Annotated in this window: 9 protein-coding genes and 1 pseudogene; all 10 read right to left on the bottom strand. The window is 38.4% G+C overall.

Going from position 1 to position 17,822, the window contains the following annotated elements; all coding sequences use genetic code 11:
- Positions 1-225: 225 nt before the first annotated feature.
- Positions 226-2,700: a phosphodiester glycosidase family protein gene (locus tag V7164_RS01395; RefSeq protein WP_335353273.1), complete on the bottom strand. Its 2,475-nt coding sequence runs from the start codon at positions 2,698-2,700 to the stop codon at positions 226-228.
- Between the two features lie 279 nt (positions 2,701-2,979).
- Positions 2,980-3,558 (bottom strand): anthrax toxin lethal factor-related metalloendopeptidase, encoded by a 579-nt coding sequence (locus V7164_RS01390; protein WP_335353295.1) that lies wholly within the window; start codon positions 3,556-3,558, stop codon positions 2,980-2,982.
- A pseudogene (locus V7164_RS01385) lies at positions 3,556-3,834 on the bottom strand (bifunctional 2',3'-cyclic-nucleotide 2'-phosphodiesterase/3'-nucleotidase); the annotation flags it as partial. The pseudogene V7164_RS01385 and the gene V7164_RS01390, both read right to left, overlap by 3 nt.
- Positions 3,835-4,304: 470 nt before the next feature.
- Positions 4,305-7,766, bottom strand: coding sequence for a S8 family peptidase (locus tag V7164_RS01380; RefSeq protein WP_335353272.1), 3,462 nt, complete (start codon positions 7,764-7,766; stop codon positions 4,305-4,307).
- Positions 7,767-7,866: 100 nt separating this feature from the next.
- A complete protein-coding gene (locus tag V7164_RS01375; RefSeq protein WP_335353271.1) occupies positions 7,867-9,066 on the bottom strand; it encodes an efflux RND transporter periplasmic adaptor subunit in 1,200 nt (399 codons plus the stop codon).
- Between the two features lie 16 nt (positions 9,067-9,082).
- Positions 9,083-9,745, bottom strand: coding sequence for a hypothetical protein (locus tag V7164_RS01370; RefSeq protein WP_335353270.1), 663 nt, complete (start codon positions 9,743-9,745; stop codon positions 9,083-9,085).
- Positions 9,746-10,046: 301 nt separating this feature from the next.
- Positions 10,047-11,186 carry a glucosaminidase domain-containing protein gene (locus tag V7164_RS01365; RefSeq protein ID WP_335353269.1) on the bottom strand — a complete coding sequence of 380 codons (1,140 nt, stop codon included), beginning with the start codon at positions 11,184-11,186 and terminating at the stop codon, positions 10,047-10,049.
- A gap of 186 nt (positions 11,187-11,372) precedes the next feature.
- Complete coding sequence (locus V7164_RS01360; protein WP_335353268.1) at positions 11,373-13,238, bottom strand: bifunctional metallophosphatase/5'-nucleotidase; 1,866 nt, start codon at positions 13,236-13,238, stop codon at positions 11,373-11,375.
- Between the two features lie 188 nt (positions 13,239-13,426).
- Entirely contained in the window at positions 13,427-15,682 is a 2,256-nt protein-coding gene (locus tag V7164_RS01355) for a YncE family protein (protein WP_335353267.1), read from the bottom strand.
- Positions 15,683-16,013: 331 nt separating this feature from the next.
- Complete coding sequence (locus V7164_RS01350; RefSeq protein WP_335344492.1) at positions 16,014-17,633, bottom strand: right-handed parallel beta-helix repeat-containing protein; 1,620 nt, start codon at positions 17,631-17,633, stop codon at positions 16,014-16,016.
- Between the last annotated feature and the right edge of the window lie 189 nt (positions 17,634-17,822).

The raw sequence follows: 17,822 nt of genomic DNA, 5'->3' as shown, positions 1-17,822 counted from the left end.
GTACTAGCGTATCATATCATAAATGACAAATCAAACAGATGTCTATAACAATTTTTAGCACAGTCAGAATTTTATAACTCCCCATACATTTATATCTTGTATGCTTCCCCATTAAACCGCTTAAATTACTATTGTTTTTTTATTAAATAAAAGGGGCTTTTCTCTGCAAAAACATTGAACAGCCAGCATGTTCTGCATTGAGAAAATTTGCCCCTTTAAAAATGATTACTTGTAAACAGCTTGAATCTGATCAATATAGATGATTCCACTATTTTTATTAGCGTCATCTACTTCCATATAACGGACTGGTACGTCAATGATTAGTGGCGTTTTGATCACTTGCGGAACAACTGCCTCCACATACTTCCAGCCTGTCCAATCTAAATTCTTCGTAAAATCAAGTTGGATTTCTTTATTATCCGCATCTTTCAGCTGCATTCTTAACCAATGTCCTTGGCCATCTCCGTACACCCACATACCTATTTTCTTAGGGGCACCTTTAATGGCAAGTGGTTTGACTGCATCAACATAAGCACCAGAGGTACCTGTTGTTCCTGAAAAATCATAGCTTAGCTTGATTGAATTTTTCCCAGTTTTGACAATAGAAGTTTCATTTTCAATTTTCACATTGTTGTATCTGGCACCTGAGGCTTTGTAATTAGCGATGCCACCCTCGAATCCTTCAAGCAGAATCGGTTCAGGTGTTCCTACAGTAACATTCACTTTTACAGAAACAGCTCCGTGACTGATCGTAATGGTGCCTGTTCCTTCCGTAGCGCCAGCTTTAAATTCACCTTTATTATTAATGGTGCCAATATTTGGTGTGACACTCCATTTAAATAAATTTGGATCAGTAATGACCGTTTTTCCTTTATAAATTCCTTTTGGCTGGATCGTATAAACGTTATTTTTCTCAACGATTATATCCTTCTCATCAACATGTATACTTTCCAGTGTATTGATTATATTAAGCTTAACCTTGCTGCTGATATTGCCAGCTGAAACAGCAATTTCACTTTGAGTCAGAGATGTTCCTACTGTATAGCTTCCATCTGCATGTTTCTTTAATGCTGGTGATGAAAAAGCGATTGGCTGTGTGACCGGTACCGCATTATAGAACTGATCTATTCCTTTTACGGTAATGCCTAAGTCCTTATATGTAGCCCCTGCAAAGAGTGTAACGTCAGCCGGGTTAACGACAAGCTGATGAAGCGGTCCTTTTAACCATTGGCTAATAAAAAGTAATGCATTTGAAACCGAACGTGGTGGTCCATCCGAAGGCTTGTTGACAACAGAGACTTTATCATCCCCATGGTCCCTTGTTACTAGGGTGGATGAGCCGCCCCCATCAAAAGTAAATGCATGAATAGCGCCAAGATCCTTCATAACTGACGCCATTTCCTGTAAAGTCAGACCTGTACTTTGCGTACTGCGTCCATCAACAACAGCTGTAACGATTCCGCCATCTGCTTTAATTCCAATGGCTGATCTAGGGTGAACACCTGGAACATCTTGGGGAACAATAGCACCATTTTTCACAAGATGGTAACGTCCGCTAATTGCCTCTGTTACATCATTCCATTCACTTGGAGAAAACTGAGCCGTAACCTCGACCTTGTCTCCTTCATTGACAGTTTGTAAAAAGTCGCTGGCAAAATGATGTCCTGATAAAACAAATTCGCCATCATTTAAGGATTCATTTCCAACTTTACTTACAACCTTTGACACCGTACCTGTTAAAACACTATGCCCATTCAACTGACCAGCATCAATTTTCACAACAACCTCTGTGCCAAGTTCATTCGTTCTTGTCGAGCTAGCAAAAGAAGGTGTGTAGAGTACAAGATGACTCGCTGATCTTGTACGGTTCACTGAATTAATTTTATATGGCTCTTGTCCATTTATTTGGACCGAAAGTGAAAGTTCCGGACTCCCAATGATCGGTTTCCCGGCACTCGTTAACCCAAAAACAGCTAGCTGATTAATAGGTGTTTGACTTGTTGAAACGATATTTCCTTTTTGAATCATCAAGTCAATCGGGTGGCCATTTTTATCAAAATAATCTCCGTTGATGCCCGCAACAACATGCTTACCTTCCGATTGTGCCTTGTTTGCTTGACTCGCAACGGTTTCAAACCCAAATAATTGCCCATTGGCTAATGCTGTTTCCAAGCTTATCTTTTCTGTTTTCCCATCATATTCAACGGTAAAAATCTTCTGTTTCCCACGGTTACTATCGACTGAAAGCTGTGTTTCCGTTACCCCAGGAGCAATTTTCTTCGATTTCTGCTCGGTTACGGCTCCGATCGAAAGCTTTCCGATAGGCTTAGTTGGAGTAGTTCCGCCATAAGCTGCTTCAAGCTCAGCAAGCTTTTTCTTAGATGGTGTACGATAATCCACATAGCCTGCTATTTTCGTAATATAATAGCCTCCGCCAAGTCCATACTGACCCCCATGAAGATTGTCATAGCGATAGACCCGATATTGCTCGCCAGGCTTTAATATACGAGTAAAAACCAGTTTATTTCCATCTCGTTTCCATAGGTTAATAGGCTTAAGAACTTTAATTTTACCTACTTGCCCTTTAACCATTAGCAGGCCGTCCCAATATACCTTAGGTTCGCTTGCCTGAGCCGGAGATTGAAGTCCAAAAATCAATGCTGCCACAACTGCTAAGTTAATAATCCACTTTTTCCCCATTTTTCCTCTCCTTCATTATACTATTCTATTATTATATGACATTTTCCCAAAAAAATGGACAATTAACTACATAAAACGACTATTGGACTATGATATTGTTGGTTTTTGCTAATTTTGGCGAAAGATCTTAATTGTTGGCATTCAAACCGCCTAATGTAAGCATGTGAACGGGTTTTATTCGGGACGAATAACATGGAGAGCAGGTATACATTAGGCTTTAATCAATAAAATATAGCTTTTGGTAAAATAAAAACCCCTCGATCAGTCGAGGGGAGCATACTATTTAATAATTTCTATAAGTTTATAGGTTTTCGGTGCAAGAGTCTGCAGTCTTTTTCTTTCATCTTTGTCACGATAATACATGGCAAAGCATTCTGCGAAATACTCTTCTGGATATAGAGTGAAATATTCTTCATTTGGGAATAGCCTTTTCTTTTCTAAATTCCAAATGGCACTGAATTCGGCTGAAGAGGATAAATGATTTTTTAGTATATTATCTATGGTGTGGGCTAGTTCATGTAACTCAAGATTAACAGAGCCATGTCCATTCCCTTTTTCACTATATCCAACTCTAACGACAACCGTTTTATTTCCTCCAATGCCAGGAACATCATCCCAAGTCTTATTCAAATTCTCCCAACCTCGTGGAATGACTCCCTTTAAGTAGGCATATTCTTTTGTTTCTGTTATGGGCCCATTCACAAGCAGAATCCGAATATTTTGCTGAAGCAGCTGGACTAAAACAGACTCAGGCAGAGCTTGCAGGCGTCCTTTTATTTGATTAACAGCAGTTGAGTCATAAGAATCCTGCGGTAAAACAATCAGCGTTTCGACTAAGCATTGTTGATTGCATTCCAGTAATTTTCTTTTTGATATAGAGGGAGTTTCATAGATTACATGATCAGGTACTTTAGTAATATAGTAATCTCCGCCTACTCCATACTGACCGCCATAGAGGTCATCCATTCGATAGACCCGGTAGACTTCCCCTTGCTGAAGAATTCTTTCAAATTGCAAGCCGTTTTCCGTTCTTTTCCATAGATTAATGGGCTTCACTACAGTGACACGGCCAATTTGCCCTTTTTTTAACTCCACCCCATCCCAGTATACGGTTGCAGCCTGTGATTTCTCAGGGCTTATTGAAATAAATAGAATCATTGCAGCAAAAACAAATAAAAGCCTTCTCACAAACATCCCCCCTACTAGCCTTATTTTAACGTAAACGAAGACGGCATCATAGCCCTTTTGGATTTGTTAGTAAAACCTTGTGAATTTTTTGCTAATTGCAGTGACTTGCGAGCTATTTTGCAGTTGTTGGTTTAACCTCTTTAATTTTTTGTGAAATTTTGGACCTTTTCTGTCACTATTCTTGGTTAATCGTGCAAATTACACGATAATTGACAATTCAAGCTAGTTAATAGGCGAATTCTTGCAATTTATCGACCAATTCTAGTGATTTGTCAGCAATTTTAGTTGTTTATCAGCCAATTCACATTTTCACGACCATCTCCGCCAAACTTTCAGCCAACCCACATCTATCTATCCAGCAGCCCCTACAAAAATTAAAGCCAGCCCACTATTCAAAATGAGCTGGCCCTGATTACTTATTTATAAACATTCAAAGTATATGGAGTTAACGTAGCATTGCCGTTCACGTCACGAACCTTAATGTGATAGGTGCCTTTTGTTAAGTTAAAGTTAAGAACTTCGTTATCTCCTTCTGGGTAGTAATCGGCTGTGGCAACGAGCTTGCCATCTTTATATAGAGAGATGACGCCATCAATCTCTATGCCGGATTGAAGCTCAATTTTACCTTTAGTCGCTTTATCTAGCTTTAATACATACCAGTCTTCATCTCCGTAAGGGATACCTGCGTTCAAATGACCAACCGCTTGCTGATGCTTGGCTGAAACGGTTTTTAGGGCAATCGGCTTAGATGGAATATTGTTTTTAACAACAGAGCCTTTGTCCTCGTCATTTTTGTTTACAGGATTGATCGATAACACGTACGGGAGAAGCGAGAAGGTATTTGGCCATTCGAAATAGGCAGATACTGAGAAAATATAATTTTTGCCTTTTTCTGTTTTGAAAGAACCAAAGGTCTTACCGGACATGGCTCCTCTATCTAAGTACTGGGCAGTTCTCATTTCTTCATCATCAAGCTTACGGTTTTTGTTCGTATCCTCGTAAACTACAAACATTCCATAGAAAGGACTGAGCAGCTCTTTCGGATATTGAGCCTTGAACTGATCGCTAACTTGCTTTCTTTCCAATGTCATGCCATAAATTTCGTCATGCTTGCTTTCAAAATAGAAATTATCCTGGTCATATGGCATGGAGAAGTTTCCTTCAATCACATTTGCCGGGAGGTTCTTTACCTCTTCCATTTTGTCATTATCCTCATATTTATCCTGAGGATTTTTCACAGTTAGCTTAGACGTAAACTTATATGGATCAAAAGAAATGGCCCCATTATAATAGTTTGTATTTGCTTTAATATAGTAGGTTTCATTCTTTTTGAATCCAGTGAATAAACGGCTTTCCAAGCGGCCATTCATCCAGAAGGAATATTCATTTGATGTAATCTGCTCCATATAGGAGAACTCTTTTCCATCACGATCTTTCTCTGTTCTTACTTGGTAGATTCCAAACATCGGTACAGTTGCATTATTCTCTTCTAAAGAGAATTCGTAAATGCCGTTTTCCTCTGGTGTGACGCTGAACCAGTCCTCATCCTCCAATGTTTGCAAATAACCTGTCGCTTCATCGTTGATATTATAAGGCTGCGCACCATCCTTAATCATCTGAACATAGTCAAATTCTTCTGCGGGCTGTTCCATTAATAGAAGCTCTCTCTGTTTCTCAATTGAGCTGTCTTCGTCCATGATATGCATCATTGGCAATGAATCTTCGTCTGGCGGAAGAACTTTTCCTTGTACCTTCAGCTCGTACGGAATAGCTGATGATTCAGGGGTTTGCTTTTCTTCAATCATTCCCCAGTTAAAGAAAAAGTCGAAAATCCCAAAGTAATTGCTTTCTTTATTTGAGACTTTGATTGAATAGTCCATTCCTGGCTGTGCCAAAAACGATAAGGATTCGCCTTCGCTCTTCCCTTTATTATTGGCATAGAAGTTCGGATCACGCTCGTCTTCCTTCAAAGCAGGAAGTTCGAATTCGATTTCCATTCCTCCTTCTTCAGGCGGAGGCATCTTGAAAATCTCGTAAACACTTAAACTTGTATCAACTCCAGGTATTCCTGACAGGTCAATTTTAATAACCTGCTCTTTCTCAACAGTAAAATTAAAATAATCATTGTCCCCTTCTTCACCAATTAAAGTATACTTTTCTTTTGATGTATCGTATGGAAGCTCGATTTTTATTGGTTCATCGAAAGTAGATTCATCCGCTGGAAGAACTGGGTGCTTTTTAACGGAAAGTGTGTATTTGGATTGCTGCTTATTTGAATCATCATAGCTTCCATTCACATCTTTCACACCAAATGAAAGGGTTCCAGTATAAGGAACTTTATACAATTTCCCTTCTGTCTTTCCGTCCATCACATTGTTCACATCGAGCTTATCTTTGCCCTCTTGTGATTGAAGGTTAAGCATTAATTTGTAATCAAATTGTTTAGACCCTTCTAGAGCAAATTGGATATACTCTCCTTTTTTCACTTCAGCCGAATACCACTTCTCTTCGAATGGCTTCGTAATGGCTCCCTTGACTTCGCTCGTTTTTGCTAAATCTACAGGGGCTGCATTTTCTTCAATTTCCTTATCAGTCCAAGGCTTGCTCGTAAAGGAAGGAAGCTTCTTAATATCAAAGTTAAGCGCAGCGACTGGATTGACAAGTCCATTTCCGTATTTAATATCAAACCCAGGGTCACCAAGGTCTTGTGCTGTATGCTCTAAAATATATTCAACCTGTGATGGTGTTAAGTTTGGATGCTTTGATAAAAGCAGTGAAGCTACTCCTGCCACCATCGGAGAGGCCATCGATGTACCGCTCATTTCACGGAAGCTTGATAATTTCTCAGGTTCATAGATTGGAGCGTATACTTCATCACCAGGTGCGACAATATCTACGGACGGGCCATAACTCGAAAAATTTGAGAGTTTTTTAGATTTATCAACGGAACCGACACTAATAACTCCCTCGTATGCTGCAGGATAACTAACCATTGTATCCCCTGTATTGCCGGCAGCAGCGACAATCGTGATATTTTTCTCTAATGCTTTTTTGACGGCTTCTTCAATTAATGGCGATTTCATTGGTCCGCCTATGCTCATGTTAATTACTTTCACGTTCTTTTCTACCGCATGCAAAATCCCTTGGGCAATCGAATAGTCATAAGCGCCCCAGCTGCGATCAAAAACGTCAATAGGAAGAATCTTCACATTTGGATTCACACCAAAGCCGCCAATTCCATTATTTTTATTACCTGCAATAATCCCAGTCACATGTGTCCCATGATAATCAGGTGTGCCTTGATTCATTGGGTTTACTGCATTATAACTTGGGAGAAGTTTCCCCTTTAATTCCGGATGTTGCGTATCAACCCCTTGGTCAATGACAGCAACCGTTACTGTATTCTTGCCAGCCAGCTTATGGGCTTGATTTAAGTTAAGCAAGTTTATGTGATATTGCTCGTTCACCTTCGGATCGGGCACACTTAATGGCTTGTACATCGCACTTGGATTGACTGAATTCACATGGCTTAGGCCTTTATACTTTTGCATGACCTTTTGCAAATCTTTTTTATTCTTTACCTTTACTACGGCATAATTTAAGGCTGGTATATTTGTAACAAGTGTTCCGCCTGCCATTCTATGCTCTGCAGGAGACAAAGGCTTCGTATATTTAATAATGAATGTATCTTCACTCAAAGCCTTTTCTTTATACTGGTCGAGCTTGCTTTGCAGCTGAGGATTGCTCACTTGAACAGCCGAAACATTCTGTAATTGTTTAGGTGACTCCGCCGATGCTATCGTGGAAGGTCCTAGATTACTAGAAAACAAACCAAGCCCTACAGTAATTGTAAAAGCATTCTTAACCCATTTCTTCATATGATCCCCCTTCTCTTTTATAACCCTATAGTACATATATCTGTAAAAAAATAGCAACAATTACCATGACCAAACTTTTTATGAAATTCGACAACTACCTCTATCTTATTAAAATCCCTTTTACTATATGTTTAAAAATATGCTTTTTTCTCATTTGCTCAATTTCAGACCGCTCTATGTTTGATAGATTCAGAGGTGTCATGATTTTGGGGCCTTCACCTTGTTGTATTGAAGCAGGATTGTTTACGATGAGCTCTCCCTTTTCAACCCCTGATTCGATCTGTAGTTTATTGCCTGACGCGATTCCAGTCTTGATTTCTCGTTTTTCCAGGATTCCGCCTGATGTAATAACCCAGACAAAGGACTTCTTCTTCTGTTTGATGATACTTTGCTTCGGAACCATGATTGCCCCATTTACTTCTTTTGTAATTAATGTGACCTCGACATGGGATCCTTGAAGCAGGTCAGGGACCTCATCATCCATCTGAATTGAAAATGGGTATAGACTTTCCTTTTCTGATTGGACGTGATCTGGTAATTTGTCAGCTTTCGTTAGCATTCCTTTACCATTTATATGTTTAGAAGAAATGACCGCCGGAATCCCCGTTTCAACCTTAACCCTTTCTTCCTCATTTAATAGCCCTTCAATCGTTGGGATAGCAGAACTAATCGTGATCAGCGGGTTATGCAGTCCGATATTGATTTCTTTAATGATTCCTTCAAAATCACTGACAACTGTCATTTCCCCTTCATTCGCTTGTATATCCTGCAGCTCCTGCTCATGCTTATCAGCTGTCTGTCTTAACAGGTCAGCCTGCAATTCTTTTTCATAAATATCCTGCTCGACACTATGTAAAATGGAAAGCCCAACAGCCTTTTCTTCCTCATCAAAATGTAAGGAATCCTTGTAATAGCGGAGCTCAGTTATATGTCTTTCTACTACTTCGATTTGATTTTCAATTTTGGTTTTCTCCGCTTCAATCCTCGCCATATCCGCTTCTAAGTCAGCAGAAATATACTCGTATAGCGGGGTGCCAACTTCAACTGTTTCTCCTTTCTTTACAAAAAACTGCTTAAATACTCCCATTTTTTGATCATAATAATAATGATAGTCTTCCAGAGGGGCCACAATCCCTTTTTTATGTAGAGTTTCCTTGATGTCTTTTTCAACTGCCATTGAATAGCTTTTAATAAAGGCAGAGCGTTCAATTTTTGAATGATCTTTTACTATTAAAAACAAATTACCCGCTACTAATAGGAAAACACCCGCTGCTAAAATCATTTTGATCCGTTTCTTCATCCGTATCACCCCCGCCTTAAATGAGTTTCTCAATCTCAAGATAGGATAACAAGGCAGACACAACCCAAATGAAAAGATGAGCGAGAATGATCGTGAGCAGGACTGTCTTCGGGCTTCTTTCACCCAAACCTTTTAACGCCTTATATTGGAAAAAAATCACCCAAACAGTAAAAAGCGATATATGGGAGAAAAAATATACTAAAATACTGCTGGATGTTAAGTAGGCAGCTATGACGCCAAGGGAAAACGGAGAGGCCTCCGGACCAATCCCAAGCCAAATATTGAATGGCAGTAATATGGCTTTTTCCAATAAAAGAATACAAAGTACAAATTGCTGAACAACGACTATTTTCTTATAAGACATATCGAGAATGGCCCAAAGAATCACAGAAAATCCAAAAAGGACTAGCAATGAAAAGATCATTCCCCATATTAGACGTCCAACTATGGCAAAAAGTTTCTCCATTTCAAATTCTTTCCTGCTTAAATCTGTTATTTCTTTTGTCAGGAAATCCATACCGATACCGAAATAACCGCTAAGCGTAAACAGAATCATACTTATCACGGTTAGCCAAATAGCCTTTTTCCACAACCCTCTTATCGTCTCTGCCCTCATGATTTGATAGGAGAATGTGTTCGGGGCCAGAAGTCCCTTCAATAGGTGCACGTAATAAACCATGGGCGTACCTCCAAATTTTATCTACCTATCATTCTAGCTTACTAGCAGAAATAATTCCCCTAATAACCCCATAGTTTGAAATAATTGGGTAAATAATCACAGGACTATTACTTCTGGTATATTTTGTAGGATTTATTTAGTTTAATTGGGGGAATGTGTCCGATTATATTAATTTGGCAGCAAATCGGGGAGGGTTGTCGGCCTATTTGTGAGGTTTATAGCCAAATCGAGCAGGTTGTCAGCCAATCCATTTTTTAACAAAAAATAAACCACTGGCAAAAGCCCAGTGGTCTCCAATAAATTAATGATTCGTATAAGACTGTTTTTGCTTATCATAGTTTAAATAGTAACCGCCGCCTAGATCCAGCTTATTATCTTGGATCGCATAGACTCTAAATACTTGACCCTTTTTAAGCGTTCTCGCTACACTTCCATTAGAAGCGTAGAGCGGGGTATCCGCAGTGATTTGAATCGTTCCTTTATAAAAAGAAACCCCTGCATTCCTTTGAATATAGTAGCCTCCGCCAACATAATAAGCATTGTTATCAAAGCTAAACACTTTAATGAGCTCACCTGGAATTAACTTTCGATGAACTTTCCCATCTGGGCGGTATAGATTAATATCTTTATTTTTAATATGCAATCTTCCAATATATACACTCATTTTACTGCTGTTGGCGGGAATATAATAATTTCCGCCCAAATTATAGTTGTTTCCTATTGTTCCAAATACTTTATACGAGTACCCTTTTTTCAGCACTTTTGCTACTGCTCCATCAGGACTGATGAGCGGCATATCCGCTTTTAAATAAACGGCAGCAGCTGGGAGCTTGGATGTCCATTGACTGCCTACATTTGGAATTTCCAAGTTAATACTCTTCATCTCTGAAAAAATAGCAAGAATCCGCTCGCCGTAAAATTCTCCCGGCACGGCCCAGCGATTATTCAAATCTGTCCAGTAAGGAGCAATCCCCCTCTTTACATAATCAAAGCGCGGATCGTTTTTTTCTGTAACGAGAGGTTCGTTGTTTGCATAGGCTTTCAAATGCTGAATCTGAGCTCTTACCCCTTCCTCAGGCGTGTTGAAATGAGCCCCTTGTGCACCGCCCCCAACGGCCCCAATCCCGGAGTAGTTATTCTGCTCAGGCAGAACATCCTTCCCATATTGAAAATAGCCTGTTTCCAGAATGGCTTGGGCAAAAGCAATATCCCCGCGAATCCCCTCTTGGCGACCTAAAGATATATATAAATCTGCTAATCTATAAATATCAACAGTCGTTAATTTAGGTTCAGGATACTTTAATAGGACAAAATCACCCATTTGTTTCGCGGTTAAAATGGAGCTGCCGCTAATAGATACCTTTTCTTCAGAAGCTTGTACCGGAGCATATGAGACGAAGCTTAACAGTAAAACAAACAGCAAAACATAAACTTTTTTCATCACTTTCTCCCTTAAAAACTTTTTTTCAGTTCATAGTTACTATCTTACACTTTTGACAGAAGCAGTAAAAGGGAATTGGAGTTTTATTAAAATGGGTAAATTTGGATCATTTATCTTGTTTTTCCATTTACCCTTAAAAAAGTAAAAAGCAGAGAGCCAACTACAGCCTCCGCTTTTTACTAAACTTTACTTATTCAATTCCGCCAATTTCTTCTTAGAAGGTGTTTCATATTTAACAAACCCTTCCATCTTCGTTACATAATGGCCGCCGCCAACTCCGTACTGGCCGAAGTTCTGGCTGTCATAGTTGTATACTCGATATTTTTCACCTGGGTTTAAGACACGAACAAAAGTAAGCTTGTTGTTTGCATCTTTCTTCCATAGATTGATAGGCTTTTCAATGATCACACGGCCAATTTGACCTTTTTTCATTAATAGGCCATCCCAGTAAACTTTTGGAGCTGGTTTTGTTTCTTCTTTTGGTTCTTCTTTTGGTTCTTCTTTTTCAACTGGCTTTGCCACAATACGGGCTTCATATTTCGTGTTAACTGTTCCAAGCTTTTGGATATAAGCAATTAGGGCTTCATCAAGAGCAGGGAACTCATTTTCGATTGGGCTGTCTTTAAAGGAAGTATACTCATCACCGCCTGCAGCCATGAAATCATTTGTTGCAACAACATATTGTTTATTCATATCGACAGGCTGCCCGTTAATTTTCATAGAATGAATACGCTCGCCCACTTTTTGTGCTGTATCAATGGCAAATGTCAGACCGCTAATATGCGGGAAGGCACCTTTGGATTCAGGATATGAATTGACTGCATTTTCAAGACTGGATTTAAGTTGCGCTCCTGTTAACTTCTTCGTAACGATGTAGTTTCCGAACGGCAATACTGTCACGACTTCACCTTTCGTAATATCTCCTTCATCGATGGATGCACGGATACCGCCGCCGTTCATAATTGCTACCTCTGCACCGGTCATATCGACCATCGCATCTGTAATCAGGTTACCGAGGTTCGTTCCGCCTGTACGTACTTGTTCACGTTCGCCGTCAAGCTTCACTGCTGTCTTTCCGATTACTTCTGATAAAATTTCTTCTTGGGCTGCTTGAATATCTTTAATTACCTTCTCCACTTCTGGATCTGGTTTTACATCAGCTGTTTCTTCTTTTTTGATTAATTTTGCTTTTTTGCCAGTTAATTTCTTGCCTTCAAATGTTAACTCAACAACACCAAGATTTTTCGTATATTCACCTGAGCTTACAATTAACGTATCATTTTCACCTTGCAATCCCTCTACAAGAGTAGAGTGGCTGTGACCATCTACAATCAAGTCGATTCCAGGTGCACCTTTTGCTACTTTAATAGATGTATCAGTACTGGACTCATCAATCCCTAAGTGTGTCACAGCAACGATCATATCAACATTTAGACCTTTTAATTCTTTTACCATTGCCTGAGCTTCAACAACCGGATCAGTAAAAGTTAAACCCTCAACATTCTTAGGGTGAGTTTTATAATGTGTTTCTGGAGTGGATAAGCCAAAAATCCCTAGCTTTATGCCATCCACTTCTTTAATAACATAAGGCTTTAATAGCAATGAGCCATCCGCTTTACGAACGTTCGCACTTAAAACTGGGAAAACTACTTTCTTTTCTAATTCTAGCAGTCTCTCATACCCATAGTTAAAATCATGGTTACCTGCAGCCATGCCATCATAGCCAACTTTGTTCATCACTTCCGCAACGCTTTCCCCTTTACTAAGTGTGGCAAAAGTTGTTCCGTGTAAGGTATCTCCCGCATCTAATAAAAGCGTATTCGGATTTTCACTTTCGAATTGCTTAACCAACGTTGAAATCTTTGCAAACCCCATTCCATCACTGCTGCTTTCCACTACGCGGCCATGTGAATCATTCGTATGCAAAATCGTAATTTTCTTTGTGTCCGCACTCGCAGTTCCTTCCGCGTTAACGAGAAACTGTCCTCCAAACCCGGACCAAACTACTAACGATGAAACTAATACAGCAAAACCCTTTTTCAACCTTTGCATGGCTTACCTCCTATTAGTTTTTACTACTTCCATAGTATTATATATGATTATTATTAATTTATGGTAAACCATTTGTAAATTTAGTATTTTCTGCCTATAAATCTGTCTAATTAAACGTTTGATTAATGAAAAAAGTACGCTGAAAGCAGACAAAAAGGCGAATGGAAAAATCCATCCGCCTTTGAAGATTACCATATTTCTTTAACACTATTATATTTTATAAACCTAGTTTGATCTTTATCCAAAATAAACACTTCATTGTTTGCATTCATCGCAGCTGAATGGATTTCTAAGGTGAATTTCTTTTGCTTGGCTAGAGTCGCTTTATCATAATACCCATTAGTCGTAATAATATGATTTTTTCCAACATATAAAATAACCTCATCTAAAATCTTCACACGGTTAGACAAATCTAAATTTATCCGATTCCTTCCTGTGTATAAATAATTCCCGTCAACAAACATTTCAAAAACACCTGGATACGTATCAAAATTCAATTTGTTCTTTTCTTGAAACGTATCGGCATCGAATGCGTAAATAGATCCACCTGAAGTATCATCTTGCATGTAAAGAACGTTTCTGCTTTGGTCAAGCTTTAAATTTGCCCTGTAAATGTTTGCCGCCTCAACAGTTTGTCCATTTCGCCGATCATAGGCAGAAACATAATAATTATTATGACTATAATAGATATAGTTTTTTCCTACCTCTATTTCACTTGGTCTATCAGTTACAGATATATACGAAATCGGCTTAGTTGGGTCTGTACTTGCTACGGCAATACGATGGGAACCCTCTAATGACACATAAATGGAATCTCCATTCACTACAAGCTCCCAAGGCCTCGAACCAATATAAATCTCTTTCTCAACATTCATGGTACTTGCATTTATATAGAATAGTTTATTATCACTGATTGACAAAGCATATATTTTATTAGTTTTCTGATCATATTCCCAATCTGTTATCGCCTTTTCAAATTGAAGTTGCTTATTAAGCCCATTTTGAAAAGCTGGCAAATGAATCGGAAGAATGTTTAATTTTAATTTCCTTAACATCCCCTCTTCACTATTGTAAGCGTATAAATTCATAGAAGAATCAACCGATACTTCTTCATATCGAGAGGTTGGCATTGAGCGGTAAGGGACAAAGGATTCACGGTCATATATGAACGAACCGCCAATCGCATATTTCCCCTTTACTAGACTAACAGGTTCGAAGCCATCCACATACTTTCCGATAATATCCTTCAAATTCGTTGGATTCATTTTGAAACCATCAATAATAAGCTCTCCATTATCCCAAATATTACTTGCATCCCACGATGGCCAAAATCCTGGGCGATAATTATCCTCCGAAAGAATATTATATGTACTTAAATCAATGGCTTTCACATGAGAATTGCTGACATATAATATTTTTTTAATGGGATCAATAGATAGTTTTATATTGGAATTAAATATGTAGTCTTCTGGATTCTCCTTTTTGCTGATGACCTTAACTGTTCTCGATTTCATGTCAAAATCATGAATCTCTGTAGCTCCATTTTTAGGCGCATAGTAAATATGATCATTACTAATAATAAATCGTTGGGCTTGAATCGGCGTACCGTCCAATGCCTCAAGATACTCTGATTTCTCCGTTACCGGGTCAACCGCCCGCATTGGATACCCACCTAGTATGACTTTCCCATTATATAGCTGCATTCCCCATCCTGTATCATAGGAAAATTCCTTTATCATGCTTAAATCCTTTGTTGACAAAACATACAGCTTTTGATAAGCACTTACATATAAATATCCCCTGCTCTCATCTACCAACATTTTATCAAAGTTGAAATTCTTCGGTGCTACTTCCCACTCAGCGAGAGTCACATATCCTTTGCTCAACGTTTTCAAACGATCTAAGAGCGGCTTAATAGCCGTGTTTGGTTTATACTTGATAGAGTCCAGCATCGTCTGAATGCGTTTAGATTTCTCTTCTATTTGCGCTTGACTCTCATTGTTCTTGATTGCTAATTCTAAATTGACAATCTCCTTTTTTAGCCGATCATAGTCCGTTAAAGGGGGTGCCGGTGTGCGGTATACACATGCTTGAGCTTGAAGCTTAGCTTTGCTCGGAGTTTCATATCGAACTCTGCTGTCACGATCAACATAATAACCGCCTCCAACTCCTAGCGTCCCCGGCCGAAAAGAATAAATCCGGAACGTTCCTTTCGGATTCAAGTTGTGACTAATAATTTTCTTATCCCCATTGTAAAAAAACAGCGGCGTACTCTTCACAGTGTGTAGACGTCCAATTTGTCCCTTTTTTAATTCGATTCCATCCCAAAAAACCTTCTTCATGCCTTTATAAGGAGCACACGGGTCTGCTGCTGAAGCAGAATGGCTTTGGAAAATAGGTGTAATCAAAGTAATTGCTAACAGTAAAACAAAGATGCGTTTCACATATACTCCTCCAATAAATCCTATGTATTAGATTCATCTTACCTTACTAAAATTTTAAATTCTTGTGCCAATTATTGGTACAAAATGTAGTTTATATGACAGATCTAATACTTTTTCGCCAATTCTAGTGATATGTCAGCCAATTTTGGTAGGTTATCAGCCAAATATAGTCATTTGTTAGCCAGCTTTCATCTTATCGCCAAAAAAAGCCTACCAATCCATATTAGACTGATAGGCTTATATCTACCTTCAACACTTTTTCAATTTTCCACGTTCATCCTTATTCGTAAAATATGCTTTTCTATATTTTTATAAAGGGATAAAGTCCCTTTTATAAAATATTTGCTATATTTCCACCACTAGATATATTACCTGCTTTATAACCGGTAGTTTGAGCAATTGCAATGGGAGTACCAGCAGAACCCATTCTCACGATATTACCAATGAAATTCACCATTCCGTTGTTAATAGAATATAGACCAATGTTTGATTTAGAATGTTCTAATTTAATAATATTCCCATTCACTTGTCCATCTTCAACATTTGAAACTTGAATACCACGCTGCAATGCTGTAGCACCCTTAGCATCAATAGTGTTATTAGAAATATTTAAAGAATATGATTTTTGAGAAGAAGTAGAAGAACCAACTCTAATACCGTAAAAACTTGTATCCACCGTTCTTGAATCAACACCAATAATTTGGTTTCCAGTAATCGTCAAACCATCAAATACATCTACATCAATAATAGAATCTGTTGCTCCGCAATTTTTCACTAAGTTATCAGAAATAATAGCATTCAATTGAATTTTTTCACGAGAATAACCAGGTCTATACCCGCCAGCCATTATTGCTCCTAAACCTGTTCCATTAGCACTACAGTTTGTTATCTTGTTTCCTTTAATAATAATATCTTGACTTTGTTGTAGGTCATGACCCCATTTAGCAAAAATCCCACAAGCATAAGAATTTTCAATAATATTGTCTGTAAATATCATTCCAATTCCAGTATGACTATCAATCCCTTTTCTTTTGTTATCTCTAAAGATTGAACCTTGGACAATAACATTTTTAGCCTCACTCCAATTAGTTCCTCTCAATGCAATACCATAACCCGGGTCTATAAATCTATGTGAGATTTGAGAATCAGGATGTCCAGCTCTTTCACTTATACAATTCATGATTTGAACTCCATCTACCGCTAAAGCGTGTATGTTGGCATCATAATTATCATGAACATAGCAATTTTGAATAAGAATATCTTTAGAGTCGTTATATCTTAAGTCTTTCGGAACAAAGTTGCCGTTATGACCTATACCAATACCAACATAGTTAAATCCATGAACGTCTAGATTATAAAGTTTAATGTTTTTAGAGCCATTATGAATTAAAATACCATATGAGACGTTTCCAATAAATCCACCATTTCCAAATAATCCCCATGGTCGTCCATTATTGATTGATGCGTGAGTTTTTCTTGTTGAAGTATCTAGGCTGTTATTTTTATAATACCCCCAAAAACCAGAAGTGTAGTATCCACCATTAGCAGTACCTTTTTCTCCATATCCCGTATACCCAACAGAAGTTGTGTCAATTGCTGGAAATTGTCCATAGCCTGCTATTTCCAATCCTTCAACTATTATGTTAGATGATAATTGGATTTCAAGAATACCCTGTGCATGCTGATCAACCCATAGTTTTGCTCCATAGCCAACTATTCGAACATTCTTTTTATTTCTTAACAATAAGCATGGTTGGTCATTATTAGGGTAACCTGTCAAATTCACATTTTTGCTTACTTTATAAATACCTTGATCTATTATGATTGTTCCACCATCAGTTACATGATCAAATGCTTCTTGCAGGTCAAGTGTTAAATCATTTGTTCCATTGGCTGGAAACATTGTGTTAATAACAATTGTAGAACCATTAGATGTATACCGTATCGACATCACAACCACTCCACATAATTAATATCATTATCAAAAGTGAACAAAAGAGTCCTTATAGGCTGCTAACACGCCTGACTTGCCCTCCAGGCATCACCCCTCCTCTTAATGTAAATTCGAAATAATAAAGTTCACTACAACAGTTTATTATAATTTTCTGTCAACGCTAGTGCAGGTACCCTCGTACATAAA

The organism is Bacillus sp. JJ1474, from assembly GCF_036965225.1.
Classification (GTDB): Bacteria; Bacillota; Bacilli; order Bacillales; family Cytobacillaceae; genus Cytobacillus.
The sequence above is the reverse complement of the archived record's forward strand: the minus strand, read 5'-3'. Positions and strand labels throughout refer to the sequence as shown.